Below are 16,168 nucleotides of genomic sequence, written 5' to 3' on the forward strand. Positions count from 1 at the left end.
TACGTCATCAGTTACACCTAGGAGAATATGATGAGTGCTGTTTATGAAACTGTGCAGGCGCAGCCTGATGTCAAAGTGGTTGCGCCCCCAGCTCAGCCAGTACCCGTTAAGACGACCATGAATAAACCTAAATTTGAGTTAAAAGAAAAGCTGGCTGACGCGTTGCGTTGGGTCATCCCGCCTGTGTTAGGTATTTTGGCATTTATTGCGCTGTGGGCATTGGTTGCACAAGAAACAGAAAATCTGCCTGGACCATTAAAAACCTGGGAATCAGCAAAATTGTTATTCGCTGATCCATTTTATAACAAAGGTCCTAACGATCAGGGTATAGGCTGGAATATTCTGTATTCGCTTTATCGCGTCGGCATAGGCTTCGGTCTGGCTGCGCTGGTGGGTATTCCGCTGGGATTCATGATAGGTCGTTTCAAGTTTCTGGCAGCGATGACCGCACCGATTATCAGCCTGTTGCGTCCGGTTTCGCCGCTGGCCTGGCTGCCTATTGGCCTGCTGGTGCTGCATAAAGCCGAGCCAGCTTCGATCTGGGTGATTTATATTTCCAGTATCTGGCCGATGATATTGAATACCGCGGTGGGTGTGCGCCAGGTGCCGCAGGATTACCTCAACGTCGCTCGCGTGCTGAACCTGTCGGAGTGGAAAGTGTTTACCCGTATTCTGTTCCCTGCCGTATTGCCGCATGTTTTGACTGGTGTGCGTCTGGCAATAGGTATAGCCTGGCTGGTAATCGTTGCGGCTGAAATGTTGACCGGTGGTGTGGGTATCGGTTTCTGGGTTTGGGATGAGTGGAATAACCTGAATGTCGAGCACATTATCATCGCGATTTTTGTGGTGGGCATCATCGGACTATTGCTAGAGCAGGGTCTGATCTGGATCGCCAAACGTTTCAGTTACGAATAAGGGAATAATCATGGAAAAGTTCGTACATTTAGATCATGTTGATGTGAAATTTAGCACCAAAAAAGGGGTTTATCATGCGCTGAGCAACATTAATCTGAGCATAGATCAGGGCCAGTTCGTTACTTTGATCGGTCACTCGGGTTGCGGTAAATCGACGTTACTTAATATTATTGCAGGCTTGCAGGATGCAACAGAAGGTGCTGCTTTGTGTGCAGGTCGTGAAATTAAAGGTCCGGGACCTGAGCGTGCGGTGGTGTTTCAAAATCATAGCTTGCTGCCATGGCTGACCTGCTATGACAATATCTATTTGGGTGTGGAACGCGTGTTTGGCGCTAAAGAAGGTAAAGCTAAACTCAAGGAGCGTACTCTGGCGGCGTTAGATTTAGTTGGCCTGAGTCATGCCGAACATAAGCGCCCGAATGAAATATCCGGTGGTATGAAGCAGCGTGTAGGTATTGCTCGTGCATTGGCCATGGAACCAAAAATCCTGCTGATGGATGAGCCTTTCGGTGCGCTCGATGCCCTCACGCGTGCTCATTTACAGGATGAGTTGATGAAAATCGTCGCTGCAACCAATAGTACTGTAGTAATGGTGACACACGATGTGGATGAGGCAGTGTTGTTGTCTGATCGTATTGTGATGCTGACTAACGGACCTGCCGCTACCATCGGTGAAATATTAACTGTGGATTTGGCGAAACCGCGTGATCGCCTCGCTTTGGCTAACGATCCGCATTATCACCATATCCGTTCCAAAGTGCTGGAGTTCTTGTATCAGCGGCAAATGCGCCCGGCTGCTGCTTGATTCAGAATAACTGCAACAACCGTACTTCAACACCGCTACGGTACGCAGGGGCTGGGTAGTAGGCCACGGGGGGCGGTGGTGCGTATATTACACGTGGCGGCTGATAATAAGGCTGAGCGTAATATGTGTCGTAGTCACGTCCGTGTCCGTGTTCATATCCATGCCCATGTCCGTGATCCCAGTTCCTGTCGCCGCGGTCGTCTCCACGGCCGTGATCCTGATAATAGTGTGGCGCATCATAGCCACGATAGCCATCTCGACCGTCGTGGTCGCCGTGGCCATCAGCCAAAGCAGGTGCAGTGAAACTGGCAAATAATGCTAGTGCAAAAATTTTAGTGAGCGTCTTGTTCATGATATTGTCCTCGTAAGCGTTGGGCGGTGGCGAAAGCTACCGCCATTTTTCATTAATACTGACCAGGTACACGGGCTCTATCATGCTTCTCTTGATAGATATTGCCGCTGGACTGCTGCAAATCCTGATGCACATCCTGGCGTTCAGCTGGCGTGTAACGGCCGTCCGATTTATAAGCGCGTTCTTCAGTACGAATTTGTTTCTGATTCTGTACTAAGCCTTTGGCTTCTTCACGTGTCAAACTTCCTGATTGCACACCTTGTTTAATGCGTTGTGCTTCGTGGTGTTGCATTTGGTTATTGTTCTGGTGATGGTAATTGTCAGCATAAACGCTGGTTGCACCCATAAAGCCGATAACTAATAATCCTGAACCGATAAATTTATTCATGGCATCTCTCCTTTAGGTAAATTGGTCTTCCTTGTGGAAGTGAGTCCATCATAAAGGCGAGTTGTAAGCGAATTGTTGCTCAATATGAAGCAAGTGGTAACAGGATGTTACCGTGTCGAAAATGTAAGTTATTGGGTAATCTATAGCTGTTTTATAGCGTTGAGAGCTGTGGTGTTTAATGGGCTGTGAGCAAATAACTACGGGTTATGCTTATTTTAGTTGCGGTGATAAATAGGCGGGCATACTATGCGTAAACAGGGAGCATGTTTACATTAATTTAAGCATGATGATGCTTATATAAAGATAAAGCGATTCGATTATGGCGACTCCGTCTCTAGCTTTACGCATACAGTATCAGCTTGGGCCGTTGCTGATTATTGCTATTTTAGCCATGACCATCGCGGCTTATTTCAATATGATTCACGATACTGAAAGCCGCACGCTTGCTTATTTGAAAGATACCCTGACAAATCGAGCACTGTTTGACAGTGTGTCATTTAAACAAGCGCAAACTAACACCCAGCAGTTGCGCGCAGAGTACCTGAGACGATTAAAAAATGCTGGTGATCAGGATTTTTCGCCGCAATTTGATCACTGGTTTGAGCGCTACCCTGATGGTCTGGTACGCGTACGTAAGTCGCTGGATGATTATCAACATTTACCCAGTCTGTATATCCGTCCAAATGTGAAAATCACGCCAGAATTGCAAAAGCTGGTCTGGGTGGGTTTTCAACTCCTGAGAGAGTGGGGGCCAGCACTGACGCGTTATTATTATTCGGCTTATATCGACTTGCCTGGTGTTGGCCTGATTATGTATTCGCCATCCGTTAACTGGGGTGCATTAGCTGACCCCACTACTAATAATTATGATTATCCCCCGGTCAGAAATTCAGCCCCTGATCGTAATCCGCTACGCAAAACATCATGGAGCGAAGTTTATTATGATGATAAAGCCAGGATATGGATGGTGTCAGCCATTACCCCCGTTGATCTGGATGGGAAATGGATAGCCAGTATTTCTCAGGATGTGTCCGTCGATGCATTAATTGCGCGAACCAACGATAACGCTATTCCTCATGCTTACAATCTGATTATAGATACTCAGGGACGCTTGATTACTCATCCTTATATGATGGATAAAATCCATGCCAGTGGCGGCAATCTGCTATTGAAAAATGTGGCCGATCCTCAGTTGCAGGAAATTTCCAGATTGCTTCAGCATGCGGGTGCAAAAACAGAGCTGCAACGGAGTGGAGACGAGCAGGAGATTTATGGTTTTACCCGTATACAAGGACCTGATTGGCATTTCGTAACGGTATATCCATATTCTGACATTCGTAAAGCCGCATTTGATAATGCACGTACGATACTGGTCATTGGTGTAATCGTATTGTTTTTTGGGTTGGTAATACTTTTTATTGTGTTGCGTTCACAAGTAGGGCGGCCATTAGGCGCATTGAGCGCTGCCATGCAGAAAATGGAAAATGGCCAATACGATGTGCATATAGATCGATTCGGTAAAGGCGAATTACGTCAACTTGCGACTGGTTTTAATCGCATGGTTCACAAAATCGCAGAACGTGATCAGGCGCTGATACGGCAAGCACGAATTGATTCGCTTACAGGGTTATCTAATCGTTATCACCTGACGCAAGAATTGCCTATCAGCATGGATTTGTGTGATAACTATTCGCAAAAACTGGCTATATTGTTCATAGATCTTGATCGATTTAAGACAGTCAACGACAGTTTGGGACATAACATTGGTGATGAGTTACTGCGCCAGGTTTCATCACACATTATTTCAAATTTACGCGGTGGCGACTGGGTCGTCAGGCTGGGTGGCGATGAATTTATCGTAGTTGTTCATGATGAATTCGATACGCGGAAAGCGGCGATGGATCTGTCCCAGCGGCTGATAGCTGCGCTGGAAAAAGCAATCAGAATTGGTGACTATTCATTACATACCTCGCCATCGATAGGTATCAGTATTTTTCCTGATGATGGTCGGGATGTGGATACGTTGATACGCAAAGCCGATATAGCCATGTATAAAGTAAAAGAAAGTGGTCGTAATGGCTATGCATTTTATGAGGAGAATTTTGAGCGTAGTAGCGATGATATACATTTGGCCAGTGCCTTACGTGCAGCGTTCGAAAACAATGAATTTGTATTGTATTACCAGCCAAAAGTGAATTTAAAAACGCGTCAGGTTGTAGGCTCTGAAGCGCTGATACGTTGGCAGCGTCCAGGACATGGATTGATGATGCCAGATGAGTTTCTGGGGCCGTTGGGAGAGCTGGGATTATTCCCTCAGCTTAACAAATGGGTGTTGAAAGTGGCTTTGCAGCAATTGGCTGTTTGGCAGGATACGGTTGGTCAGCCACTACCCGTTGCAATTAATTTGACACCAGATTTTTACAGGCAGGTCACGCTGGTGAGTGATATTCTGCAGCTCTGTAAAACTGCTGGGGTTGCGCCCGAGTTAATCGAATTAGAGGTGACAGAAGGCGCGTTGTTGGAAGGTAATCCGTTAGTCAGACAAAACATTAACAGTCTGCGTGCGGCGGGTATTAAGCTGGCGATTGATGACTTTGGTACGGGCTATTCGGCTTTGTCATACTTGCATCAGTTCTCTTTTGATTATCTGAAAATAGATCGCAGTTTTGTTATGAGCCTGGGTGAACGGAAATCAGACTCGCCTATGACGCGTGCCATTATATTGATAGGTGAAAGTATCGGTCTGGGTGTAATTGCTGAAGGTGTGGAAACGGAAGCACAAGCAGCTGTTTTACTGGAGCAGGGTTGTGGCATGGCACAGGGCTATTTGTTTGGCCGTCCTGAAACCGCTGCTGACTTTACCCAGCACTGGTTATTACAGGAATCGTGAGCAAGGCTGTTGATGAAGAAGCATTACAGGCCGACTCCTGTTAGACTGCGGTACTTGTTTAATTTGCCTTAAAATCATGTCTAATACCCACGCATTTGCAACACTACCCCTTTCTCCTGCTTTCCTGCGTAATCTGGAAAATATGGGCTACCAAGCCATGACTGATATTCAGGCGCAAAGTCTTCCGCCGATACTTGCTGGGCGCGATTTAATCGCGCAGGCTAAAACAGGTAGCGGCAAAACGGCGGCATTTGGCATCGGTATACTGCATAAACTCAACCCCAGTTATTTCGCAATACAAGGTCTGGTACTGTGCCCTACACGTGAGCTGGCGGATCAGGTGGCTGACTCGATACGTAAGTTGGCGCGCTTTACCAGCAATATCAAAGTGCTGACTTTGTGTGGCGGTTCACCGATGGCGCCGCAAATCGCTTCGTTAGAACATGGTGCGCATATCGTCGTTGGCACGCCGGGACGCATGCTCGATCACGTTGGGCGTGGCAGTGTGAATCTGAGCAGTGTGCAGACGCTGGTGCTGGATGAGGCCGATCGCATGGTCGATATGGGTTTTTATGACGAAATAACTGCCGTTGTCCGTGCCTGCCCTAGCCGTCGCCAGACCCTGATGTTCTCTGCCACATATCCCGACAATATCCGCAAAGCCAGTTCGATGTTCCTGCGGGATCCTGTCGAAGTCAAAGTAGAAGCGATACATGAAGCCAGTCACATCGAGCAGCGTTTTTACGAAATAGGTTATGAAGATCGCAATGCTGCGACAGCTAAACTGTTGCAGCATTTTCAGCCAGTTTCCACGCTGGTATTTTGCAATACCAAAGCGCAATGCGACGGGCTGGCAGAGGAATTGCGTGCACAGGGTTTTTCAGCATTGTCCTTGCATGGTGATTTGCTCCAGCGCGAACGCGATGAAGTGCTGGTGTTGTTTGCTAATCAGAGCTGTTCGGTACTGGTCGCCACCGACGTAGCTGCCCGTGGTCTGGATATTCAGACGCTGGATGCAGTCATCAACGTCGATGTCAGCCGCGATGCGGAAGTGCATATACACCGCATCGGGCGCACCGGGCGTGGTGAGGCAACAGGGTTGGTGTTGAATCTGGCAACGCCGAATGAACTCAAATGGGTGAAATTGATAGAAGACTATCAGGGTAGTCCTGCCCTATGGTATCCGCTGGATGAACTCACTCCAGCCACGGCTAGCCCGCAACCTGCGCCTATGGCGACATTGTTCATGATGGGTGGTAAAAAAGACAAGCTGCGTCCTGGCGATATATTGGGCGCGTTAACAGGTGAAGTTGGCCTGAAAAAAGAACAGGTCGGTAAAATTAACGTGTTCGAATTTGTGACTTATGTGGCGCTCGACAGGCGCATAGTTAATCAGGCATTTGCACGTCTGAGCACCGGCAATATCAAAGGGCGCAGTTTTAAGATGCGTTTGATTAACTGTTAATTATCAATTTCAGTCAGCGGCAATGATAGTGTTTCTTTGACCTCCTCCATTACGATATAGCTTCTCGATTCCTGTGCACCGGGCAAGGTGAGCAGGATGTCTCCCAGCAGTGTTCTGTAGTCCGCCATCTTGGGTATGCGTGCTTTGATCAGGTAGTCAAAATCGCCTGACACCAGGTGGCATTCGAGCACGCTTGGCAGTTTGATAATCTCCTTTTTGAATTTCTCGAAGATGCCGCCTGATTTGGCGGACAGCTTGATTTCTACGAATACCAGTAACGACAATTCCAGCGCTTGCGGATCAAGTCGGGCGTGGTAACCCAATATGACGCGCTCTTTTTCCATACGCTTGACGCGCTCACCACAGGGGGTGACAGAAAGCCCGACTTGGTCAGCCAGATCAGTGATGGAGATGCGGGCATCTTGCTGCAAAATGGCGAGTATCTTACGGTCTATTTTGTCCAGTTCACGAATGGCGTGGGTGCGTATTCTCATATGGATTCGTCCTCAGATAAGCTGGGTCTGCCGCTATGTCTAAATTTTAAGATAATTTATTTGTATATATTAATAAATATGGTTATTTATACTATAAAAATCTATATTTAAAGATAATATTTTTATACCTGTAGCATAGAATTTGATTATTCGCTGTTATCAAATTGTTGTTCTGGAGGTGTGTGATGCGTGTCGTCGTGCTTGGGAGTGGAGTGGTGGGCATTACCAGTGCCTATTATCTGGCGCGGGCTGGTTTTGAGGTGACTGTAGTGGATCGCCAGCCGGGTCCGGGGATGGAAACCAGTTTTGCCAATGCGGGTCAGGTTTCACCGGGTTATTCTGCGCCTTGGGCTGCACCTGGTATTCCATTGAAAGCCGCAAAATGGTTATTTCAGCACCATGCGCCATTGTCCATACGCCCAGATGGCACGCTGTGGCAATTGCAATGGGTGGCTAAGATGCTGCGTAATTGTACCGCTGAACGGTATAACTTAAATAAATCACGTATGGTGCGGTTGGCGGAATACAGTCGTGACTGTTTGCGTGAACTGCGTGCTGAAACCGGGATTTCTTATGAGCATAGGACTCAAGGTACATTGCAGGTATTTCGCACCCAGCAGCAACTGGATGCGGCGGGTAAGGACATTGCCGTACTGGCCGAATGTGGCGTGGCGTATGAGTTGCTGGACCGAGATGGCTGTGCGCGGGTTGAACCTGCACTAGGTCTGGTCAAGGAAAAACTGGTAGGCGGTTTGCGTTTGCCAGGGGACGAAACGGGCGATTGCCAATTGTTTACCAGCTTGCTTGCAGAAGAAGCTAAAAAACTGGGCGTAGTGTTTCATTACAATTTGCCTGTGGACAGACTGCTCAGTGCTAATGGTCGTATTACGGGTGTTGAGGCGGGTGGTGAGCGCATCATGGGCGATCATTTTGTGGTCGCAATGGGGAGTTATTCCCGTGCCATGTTGCAGTCGTTAGGGCTTGATGTGCCTGTGTACCCGGTCAAGGGTTATTCGTTGACGGTGCCAATTACCAATGTAGCCGCGTCCCCTGTTTCTACCATCATGGATGAAACTTACAAAGTAGCAATTACCCGTTTTGATGACCGTATTCGGTTAGGTGGAATGGCCGAGCTGGCAGGCTTTGACCTGACGCTTAATCCGCGCCGTCGTGCCACGCTGGAAATGGTGGCGGGGGATCTGTTTCCGCAGGGTGGTGATATTCCAGCGGCTACTTTCTGGACTGGGCTACGGCCGATGACACCCGATGGTACGCCGATTATTGGTGCTACCCGTTACGAAAATCTGTGGCTGAATACCGGTCATGGCACGCTGGGTTGGACCATGTCCTGCGGCTCGGCGCAGGTATTGGCTGATTTGATGGCTGGGCGTGTGCCCGCGATTGCAGCAGATGATCTGAATTTGTCACGTTATGCTGGCAAGCGTGCAGCTCATACCAAGGTTACTGTGAGTAGCCAGATGGCGGGTTAATGTTATGAGTCGTCCTGCTGTTGCGCATATACGTTTGGATGCATTCCGTCACAATTATCGTCTGGCAAAAAAAATGCATGGCGGGCGTGCGCTTGCTGTCATTAAAGCCAATGCTTATGGGCACGGTGCTGTGCAGTGTGCGCTTGCTATTGCCGATGAAGCAGATGGTTACGCGGTGGCTGCGATCGAGGAAGCGCTGAGCCTGCGCGCGGCAGGCATTACTGCACCTATATTGTTGCTGGAAGGTTTTTTTGAAGCAGCAGAATTACCCGAGATAGTGGCGCATAATTTGTGGGTGGTTATTCATCATCTCTGGCAGGTTGAAGCGTTGATGGCGGCCCAGTTACGCACGCCGCTTACTGTCTGGCTAAAAATGGATAGTGACATGCACAGGGTGGGCTTAGCGACTGATGAGTATCGGCGGGTCTATGAACGGTTGCAGGGGCATCCTAATGTAGCGGATATCATACTCATGAGTCATTTTGCGCGTGCAGATGAACTGGATTCCTGCTATACATCCCGTCAAATACATACCTTTCATACTGCAATTGCAGGCATTAATGCGTCTATCAGTTTGTCCAATTCGGCAGCCGTGTTAGGTTGGCCCGATGCTTATGCAGACTGGGCCAGACCTGGCATCATGTTGTATGGTGCAAATCCGATTGCGGGGCAGGAAGGGCAGCTGAATATGCCTTTGCGTCCGGTGATGCAGCTAACGTCAGCGGTGATTTCTGTGCGTACTGTATCTATGGGTGAGGCTGTTGGTTATGGTGGCGTCTTCGTAGCTGACCGAACTACACGGGTCGGTGTAGTGGCCTGCGGTTATGCCGATGGCTATCCGCGTGTTGCGCCGTCGGGCACCCCAGTGGCAGTGGATGGTAAGTTGACTTGCGTTATAGGGCGAGTTTCCATGGATATGCTCATGGTGGATTTGACCGACTTGCCAGAAACAGGGCTGGGAAGCCGGGTGGAATTGTGGGGTGATCAGGTGTCAGTGAATGAAGTTGCGAGACGCGCTGGTACGATTGCTTATGAGTTATTGTGTAACGTTAAACGTGTCCGTTTTGTTTATACGGACACACCAACTGAGGAGAAATTATGAAACTGATACAAACACAAAATGCACCAGCAGCTATAGGTCCCTATTCACAAGCGATACAGGTCGGCTCGCTGCTATTCACTTCTGGGCAAATTCCACTGCGTGCGGATGGTAGTCTGGTCGAGGGTGGGATAGAAGTGCAGACTCAGCAGGTGTTTGATAATCTGCGTGCAGTCATCGAAGCCGCTGGTGGCTCGCTAGGTGAAGTAGTGAAAACCACGGTGTTTTTAAAAGATTTGCAGGATTTTGCAGCTATGAATGGCGTGTACGAAGCGGCATTTGGTAGCCATCGTCCCGCGCGATCAGCGGTACAGGTAGCGCGCCTGCCACGTGATGTGTTGGTGGAAATTGAAGCGATAGTTGCTCTGTCGTGAACGGCTTGATACATGCTGGTTGAACTGATTGGCTGCGTTTGACAAAGTTTGTCATATCATAAGGGTCTAGCCTTGTAGCTTAAGTCCTTCCATTCAACCGTGAGGAGGTGATAGTTGCGGCACATCGAACAGGCGGTTATAGCTATTAAGCGATCGCTGATTATTTTGGCTTACATTTCACAACGGTGGGTAAGATAGTCAGACGTGTGCGATGAATGCATCTTTTCTAGACCTGACACTGAGGCTCCGCCGCGTTAACCTTCAGTGCCAGCCATCAGGGTGCAACGATGCGGTTGATGACATTAATTAACCGGTGCAATTTGTAACAAGGCTACATCATGAAAATCGTGCGCAAGACCATTACTTTGATTGATCAGCAAGACGGCTGGATTAAAGCGCAGATTGAAGCTTGACACTATAGCAACGATAGTGAATATATCCCGACCTTATCCGTCGCGAACAAGAGCGCAGCGGCGAAATCGAGGCTACACGCGCTGCGCTGATTGAGGGCGAAGCCAGCGGAGAACCAAGTTCATTCGATGTTGTTGCCTGATGGCAATTATGATGTGATTTTTTATCGCATTTAGGTGCGAGTGTTTTGTTCGTCCACTTGACTGTGGGAGGCTAATGGGTGACTCTGCACTTCCTTAAACTCGATGTATTATTGTCTTGACTGAGGGGGCAACTTTAGTTGTCATGAACGTTAATATAGCTATTATATTTAGATACAAGGAAATGGTTTTGGGTAAACTTGATTAGATTCATGCCAATGTTTATTATGTGGAAAAGCAGCAAACTAAAAACACAATTCTGGAGAAAAGATGAATATCAGCAAGGCAGTTAAATTTACGTTATTGACACTATCAGCTTCTATTTTAGCCAGTTGCCAGAGCGCACAAAGCATTCCTCAAGATCAGCTAAAAAACTATGCTGTTGTTGAAACTGGAACAAATGAATATGGTGCTGATTTGGATACTTCTACAGACAAATTCCCTGCGCTTGTTAGTTATATAAATGGAACAGCTCGTTGGGTTTCGTCTCGAACCATGGACTTGTTGCCTGGTGAGTATCAAATCCAATTGGGAATGGCGTGTGGAAATACTGCGACATGTCATCCAGGGAGGAAATATGATCTTAATGTAGAAGCTGGAAAACGTTATGTATTAAAACCATATGCTGTTCTGGTAAGTGATCGCGATGCGTCTCGTAGTGGCGAAATTCCATATAAAAATAGATATTAAATGCTTGTCTTAAAACATAATGGCCAATAAGAAAATTCAGAAATATGCATAAATATACAATTAAATTGAGCATCATAATATTGATGCTTTCTGGGTGTACATCGGTACCTCCGAAAATAACTCCTATTACAGAACAAAATATTCAAACAAGCAAAGGTGATTTTGAAGAGCTTTGGAACGCTTGGATTAAGCCGCAGATCAATTGGAGTGAGCCTGGTGTTGGGTCTGGTGTTGCTGTTTCTACTCAGAAAGAAGTGAATTCGACAGAACAGTCCATCATGGATGGATTCCATCGTTTTTGCTCTAGCATGAATGGTATAACGGCATCAACTGAACAAAAATTTGGATATAAATCAATTTGTACAACAGCAACAGGGGATTATTTAGGAGCCGTTAGCACGAGTCGTTATCTTGCTTATAATTCGCACTCTAGATTTGCTGGAATTGTAATTTCATTTGATTCAAAGTCCATAGCAGAAAAGAGACAGGAGGAAAAGTCAGCTCTTGCCGCGATAGAAGATGAAAAACAATATCGCCTTTTATCTGCGCCTATACTCCCGACAGCCATGTTGTCTCAGTTAATTGAGAAATTTAAAAACAATGATCCTGATAATTTAATTCCTAAAGCAAAAGAGAGGTTGGCAGCTTTAATTTCGGAACAAAAGAAACAAATGGCTGAACAAGAAGCGCAACAAACACGTCAAGCTGCAGCTGCTGCATCACTAAAATTATGGCACCAAGAGCATAGGCATATCGGAGACCAAATTTGTAATGTAGCTGGTGGAACATATGATGAATACACGGGTATTGTTTCATATGGCAAGGGAGAATACAGAAAAATTGAAGGTATTAATCGAATAGTTGGATTTGTAGAAAATATCTCTGGAAAACGTATCCAAATCCGAATTTCTGGAATTAATTTTACTGGCTTAGCTTTATATGGACGAAAAGTTGATGTCAACATTGACGAGTTACATAACTTTAACGGCGGATCATCTCTGAAAATCAACAATATTATCTGGGATGATATTTATAACTGGAATGATTGTTGACGAAATTCAGGTAGTGGGGTTGCTCATGAGCCTCCCGGAGTCAAGCACCTTTTGTCATGTCCAGACCAATCAGAATTGATACGCAGGTGCGTTATATCATGTGAAGACGAGTGGGCGTCGCAAAAATATTTATGTTGACGATCAGGACAGGCAACTGTTTTTGTCTATTCATGAGGATGGTTGATGGGTTTCGCTATGCGTTACCCATCCTACTGGTCTGCTAACAGGTTGCTCAAAATCGTTGTTTTCAATAAATGGCATCGTGGTCACCTACATTGATAGGGATGATTTGCTTGTCCTGAATCAAGAGTTCCAGTGTGATGCGGTATGACAAGTTGATGGAAATAGAATGTATGCCTTGCAGTCTGCCGTTTAATGGGTGTAAGCGCAGCGATGGGTGGAATGGGTTGGCTTCCAGTAATTGCAGGGTTTTAAGATATTGTTGACGTAAATCAGGATGTTTTTTAAGCCAGCGCAATGCACGGCGGTTATATGTTTCGGTAAAAGCAAGCATGTAGTTCATGCAGTGTTATCCAGTCTTGCCAAGTGCGCTTCTGGTGACTCCTGCACATAATTGCCGGATGCTAAATCTGCGCGCGTTTCGACCAGTGCGGCTTCAAGTTCACATTCTCGCAAAAAATTGTATTGCGCTATTTCCATGACTACAAATCGATTTTTCCCGCGGACAGACACAATCGCTTCAGAATGTTCGGCAAGGATAGTTTCTATCGCTGCAATCCCTTTTGTTTTTAGTTCGTTAGCGCTGATGTTTTGCAAAATAATCTCCTTGGTAAACGTGTAAATAAATTGGTTAATCGTGCTATTTATCGTATTGTAGTTGGTATTGATGAGTATGTGTACAATCATAGATATGATTTTAATTTGACCAACGCCGAATACTGCGTCCGTGTTGCAATCTGTCGGCTAAAACTTGCATAATCCTAGAAACGGCAATTGACCGCTAATTTGTTGAGTTAACATCATCATACTTAACGCTTGTTTTGGTGATTTACCTGTCACCTATTTGGTGACTGCGCTACCCATTGAATTGCACACCCCTCACGGCACATGGCGGCGTTGCTCCGCACCTGAATGGAATGGCCATTCAGGCTTGTCGCGCCTTGCCCTGCACCCTGATGGGCGTACACTTCAACGTGTCCAACTGCCGTTTCTAGGATAACAGCAATTCTCAAACTAGTAACCGGATCATTAAGCTAGGCCATTTCTGAAATTGGCTCTGTAATTTTTGCAAAAGCGGCTCTGGTTGTCATGCCATTTTATAGAGTAGTATTTCGCGTATGTGTCGTCGCTGTATGAATTGAACGGAGTGTAATATGAACCATGCTTTTGCCTATTTATCTGCGGGTGGATTTCTCGGTCTGCCAATTACCCCTGATGCCGCACCAGCTGCAACCTCGGGTAAACCATTTGCTATCGCTGGTGTGAACTGGGATTGCAGTGTGACCAATCGACCTGGTGCGCGTATGGGTCCCAGTGCCATACGCCAGACCAGTCGTATGCTTTGCGATGCCACACATCCGCTATTTGATACCTCGCCGCTGGAATTGATGGCTGATCTGGGCGATCTGTTGCTCCCCAATACCAGCCTGGAAACCATGCGCGCAGCGCTGATGCCACAAGCCAGTACATTGATAGCGCAGCATGAGATGGTGTGGCTGGGTGGTGATCATTCGATTACGCTGCCGCTGCTGCGGGCTTATCGTGCGCATTACGGACGACCACTGGCGTGTATTCATTTTGATGCGCACTGCGATACTTGGAGCGACCATTTTGGCGAGCCTTCTGGACATGGTACCTGGGTGTATGAAGCGATTACTGAAGGTTTGGTTGATCCTGCAAGCTTTGTGCAGATAGGCATCCGCTCCTCTGGCGTGCGTGAGGCGCGTGAATATGTGAATGATCAGGGTGGTCGTATCTACACTGCCCGCGAATTGCGGGGGCGTGATGGGGCGGCATTGCAGGATGTGATTACTGAGGTGCGGGAACGCATGGCGTTGGCAGGCAATCCGCCGCTGTACCTGACTTTTGATATTGATGCCCTAGATCCTGCTTACGCGCCAGGTACAGGTACGCCAGAACCCGGTGGGCTGACTACTGCGCAGGCGATGACGCTGCTTGAAGGCTGGCATGACCTCAACTGGGTAGGCATGGATTGTACCGAGGTGTCACCGCCATATGATCATGCAGAATTGACCAGCAATGCTGCTGCAACCTTAATCTGGACGTGGTTGTGCGGACGCATTGCCGCCAAGTCCGCTCTTTGAAAGTCACCCATGCTCGCCTGTGAACAAAAACTGATACAAAATTCCTACTATACCGACAGTGTCAATGCCAAACCAGACTATCCCCGACTTGAGGGCGATTTGGAGGCCGATGTATGCGTGGTTGGTGCGGGTCTGGCAGGTCTGTCGGCAGCGATAGAGTTGGCCGATCGTGGTTATTCAGTGATCGTACTGGAGGCCGAAACCGTAGGTTGGGGCGCGAGCGGTCGGAATGGCGGTCAGATCATTGCGGGTCTGGCCTGTGATCAGTCAGTGATCGAGAAAGCCTTGGGATTTGAAGCCGCGCGTCAGGCATGGGACATTACTATCTCGGCACTTAATCTGGTGCGAGAACGCATTAAGCGCTTTGATATTAAGTGTGATCTGGTCGATGGTTTCCTCGGCGTGGCCGTGGGTGCGCGTAAAGGTGCTGCGCTGCGTGAGTGGTATGACAGCATGGCGCAGCGTTATCACTATGACACGGATGCCGAATGGATAGATGCTCAGGACTTGCATAAATGGATAGACAGTCCGCGCTTTCATAGCGGCTATTATGATCGCCGTTCTGGGCACTTGCATCCGCTTAACTACACGCTGGGTCTGGCACGTGGTGCAGTAAGTCTGGGCGTGAAAATATGCGAACATTCACCAGTGCGTGCCATGACCAAAGGTGAGCCCGCCATGCTGTGGACTGACCATGGTAGCATCAAGGCGCGTTTTGTCGTGCTCGCAGGTAATATGTATTTGCCCGAGGTGGCTCCTGATCTGGCGCCTGAACTGGCGAGGCGTATCATGCCAGTGGGTACTTACATTGTCGGGACTGAACCACTGGATCCTGCGTTAACAGCCAGCCTGGTTCCGACCAAAGCAGCTATTTGTGATACCAATTTTGTGCTCGATTATTTCCGTTTTTCAGCCGATAACCGCATGCTGTTTGGTGGGCGGGTTAGCTATAGCACGATGACGCCGCCTAATCTCAAAGATGATATGCATAAGCGTATGCAGCTGGTGTTTCCGCAATTGGCTAGTGCTAAAGTGGAATATGCGTGGGGTGGCTTTGTCGATATCACCATGAATCGCGCGCCTGATTTTGGTCGCGTTGCGCCTAATGTCTATTATCTGCAGGGCTTTTCAGGGCATGGCGTTGCGCTTACTGGCATGGCAGGTAAGCTGGTTGCTGAGGCGATTAGCGGTCAGGCAGAACGACTGGATTTGATGGCGCGTATTCCGCATCATGATTTCCCCGGTGGCAAAATACTGCGTACCCCAGCACTGGTGCTGGGCATGGCCTGGTATCGACTGCGTGACGCGTTGGGCTGAG

At 47.7% G+C, this 16,168-nt stretch carries 16 protein-coding genes; 11 read left to right on the forward strand and 5 right to left on the reverse strand.

The features are described 5' to 3' along the window. The first annotated feature begins 27 nt into the window (after positions 1 to 27). On the forward strand, positions 28 to 915 hold the full coding sequence (gene ntrB / locus SFSGTM_RS01590; RefSeq protein WP_434784338.1) for a nitrate ABC transporter permease: 888 nt from the start codon (positions 28 to 30) through the stop codon (positions 913 to 915). Positions 916 to 925: 10 nt separating this feature from the next. Continuing rightward, positions 926 to 1,720: an ABC transporter ATP-binding protein gene (locus SFSGTM_RS01595; RefSeq protein ID WP_162083629.1), complete on the forward strand. Its 795-nt coding sequence runs from the start codon at positions 926 to 928 to the stop codon at positions 1,718 to 1,720. A 1-nt stretch (position 1,721) separates the two neighbouring features. Here the strand turns inward: SFSGTM_RS01595 and SFSGTM_RS01600 are convergent, their stop codons facing one another. Both SFSGTM_RS01600 and SFSGTM_RS01605 read right to left on the reverse strand, forming a co-directional pair. Further along, complete coding sequence (locus SFSGTM_RS01600; protein WP_162083630.1) at positions 1,722 to 2,072, reverse strand: hypothetical protein; 351 nt, start codon at positions 2,070 to 2,072, stop codon at positions 1,722 to 1,724. Positions 2,073 to 2,124: 52 nt separating this feature from the next. Beyond that, complete coding sequence (locus SFSGTM_RS01605) at positions 2,125 to 2,460, reverse strand: hypothetical protein (RefSeq protein ID WP_162083631.1); 336 nt, start codon at positions 2,458 to 2,460, stop codon at positions 2,125 to 2,127. 319 nt (positions 2,461 to 2,779) lie between these two features. Between SFSGTM_RS01605 and SFSGTM_RS01610 the strand changes: the two genes are divergently transcribed. Together SFSGTM_RS01610 and dbpA are read left to right on the forward strand one after the other, a co-directional pair. Continuing rightward, positions 2,780 to 5,350, forward strand: coding sequence for a putative bifunctional diguanylate cyclase/phosphodiesterase (locus SFSGTM_RS01610; protein WP_162083632.1), 2,571 nt, complete (start codon positions 2,780 to 2,782; stop codon positions 5,348 to 5,350). A 76-nt stretch (positions 5,351 to 5,426) separates the two neighbouring features. Beyond that, positions 5,427 to 6,815 (forward strand): ATP-dependent RNA helicase DbpA, encoded by a 1,389-nt coding sequence (dbpA, locus tag SFSGTM_RS01615; protein ID WP_162083633.1) that lies wholly within the window; start codon positions 5,427 to 5,429, stop codon positions 6,813 to 6,815. On the opposite strand, the gene SFSGTM_RS01620 is transcribed toward dbpA, so the two are convergent. Continuing rightward, complete coding sequence (locus SFSGTM_RS01620) at positions 6,812 to 7,309, reverse strand: Lrp/AsnC ligand binding domain-containing protein (protein WP_162083634.1); 498 nt, start codon at positions 7,307 to 7,309, stop codon at positions 6,812 to 6,814. The genes dbpA and SFSGTM_RS01620 overlap by 4 nt on opposite strands. A gap of 185 nt (positions 7,310 to 7,494) precedes the next feature. Here SFSGTM_RS01620 and SFSGTM_RS01625 point away from each other — a divergent pair, with 185 nt between their 5' ends. The 5 genes from SFSGTM_RS01625 (at position 7,495) to SFSGTM_RS01650 (ending at position 12,565) form a co-directional block, all read left to right on the forward strand. Beyond that, positions 7,495 to 8,799, forward strand: coding sequence for a D-amino acid dehydrogenase (locus SFSGTM_RS01625; protein ID WP_162083635.1), 1,305 nt, complete (start codon positions 7,495 to 7,497; stop codon positions 8,797 to 8,799). 4 nt (positions 8,800 to 8,803) lie between these two features. Then, the gene (gene alr, locus SFSGTM_RS01630) at positions 8,804 to 9,901 is read left to right on the forward strand and encodes an alanine racemase (RefSeq protein WP_162083636.1); all 1,098 of its coding nucleotides are present in this window, start codon (positions 8,804 to 8,806) and stop codon (positions 9,899 to 9,901) included. Further along, positions 9,898 to 10,272 (forward strand): RidA family protein, encoded by a 375-nt coding sequence (locus SFSGTM_RS01635; protein ID WP_162083637.1) that lies wholly within the window; start codon positions 9,898 to 9,900, stop codon positions 10,270 to 10,272. The genes alr and SFSGTM_RS01635 overlap by 4 nt, the downstream gene beginning before the upstream one ends. Before the next feature lie 821 nt (positions 10,273 to 11,093). Then, entirely contained in the window at positions 11,094 to 11,513 is a 420-nt protein-coding gene (locus SFSGTM_RS01645; protein WP_162083638.1) for a hypothetical protein, read from the forward strand. Between the two features lie 44 nt (positions 11,514 to 11,557). Next, on the forward strand, positions 11,558 to 12,565 hold the full coding sequence (locus tag SFSGTM_RS01650; protein ID WP_162083639.1) for a hypothetical protein: 1,008 nt from the start codon (positions 11,558 to 11,560) through the stop codon (positions 12,563 to 12,565). 247 nt (positions 12,566 to 12,812) lie between these two features. On the opposite strand, the gene SFSGTM_RS01655 is transcribed toward SFSGTM_RS01650, so the two are convergent. Beyond that, positions 12,813 to 13,088 (reverse strand): type II toxin-antitoxin system RelE/ParE family toxin, encoded by a 276-nt coding sequence (locus SFSGTM_RS01655; RefSeq protein WP_162083640.1) that lies wholly within the window; start codon positions 13,086 to 13,088, stop codon positions 12,813 to 12,815. Further along, positions 13,085 to 13,342: a type II toxin-antitoxin system Phd/YefM family antitoxin gene (locus SFSGTM_RS01660; RefSeq protein WP_162083641.1), complete on the reverse strand. Its 258-nt coding sequence runs from the start codon at positions 13,340 to 13,342 to the stop codon at positions 13,085 to 13,087. Before SFSGTM_RS01660 ends, SFSGTM_RS01655 begins: the two co-directional genes overlap by 4 nt. 557 nt (positions 13,343 to 13,899) lie before the next feature. On the opposite strand from SFSGTM_RS01660, the gene speB reads away from it, so the two are divergent. Together speB and SFSGTM_RS01670 are read left to right on the forward strand one after the other, a co-directional pair. Then, positions 13,900 to 14,850, forward strand: a complete 951-nt coding sequence (gene speB, locus SFSGTM_RS01665; protein ID WP_162083642.1) for an agmatinase — start codon at positions 13,900 to 13,902, stop codon at positions 14,848 to 14,850. A 9-nt stretch (positions 14,851 to 14,859) separates the two neighbouring features. Continuing rightward, positions 14,860 to 16,167 carry an NAD(P)/FAD-dependent oxidoreductase gene (locus tag SFSGTM_RS01670; protein WP_162083643.1) on the forward strand — a complete coding sequence of 436 codons (1,308 nt, stop codon included), beginning with the start codon at positions 14,860 to 14,862 and terminating at the stop codon, positions 16,165 to 16,167. Position 16,168: the final 1 nt, after the last annotated feature.

It is taken from the genome of Sulfuriferula nivalis, from assembly GCF_009937995.1.
Classification (GTDB): Bacteria; Pseudomonadota; Gammaproteobacteria; order Burkholderiales; family Sulfuriferulaceae; genus Sulfuriferula; species Sulfuriferula nivalis.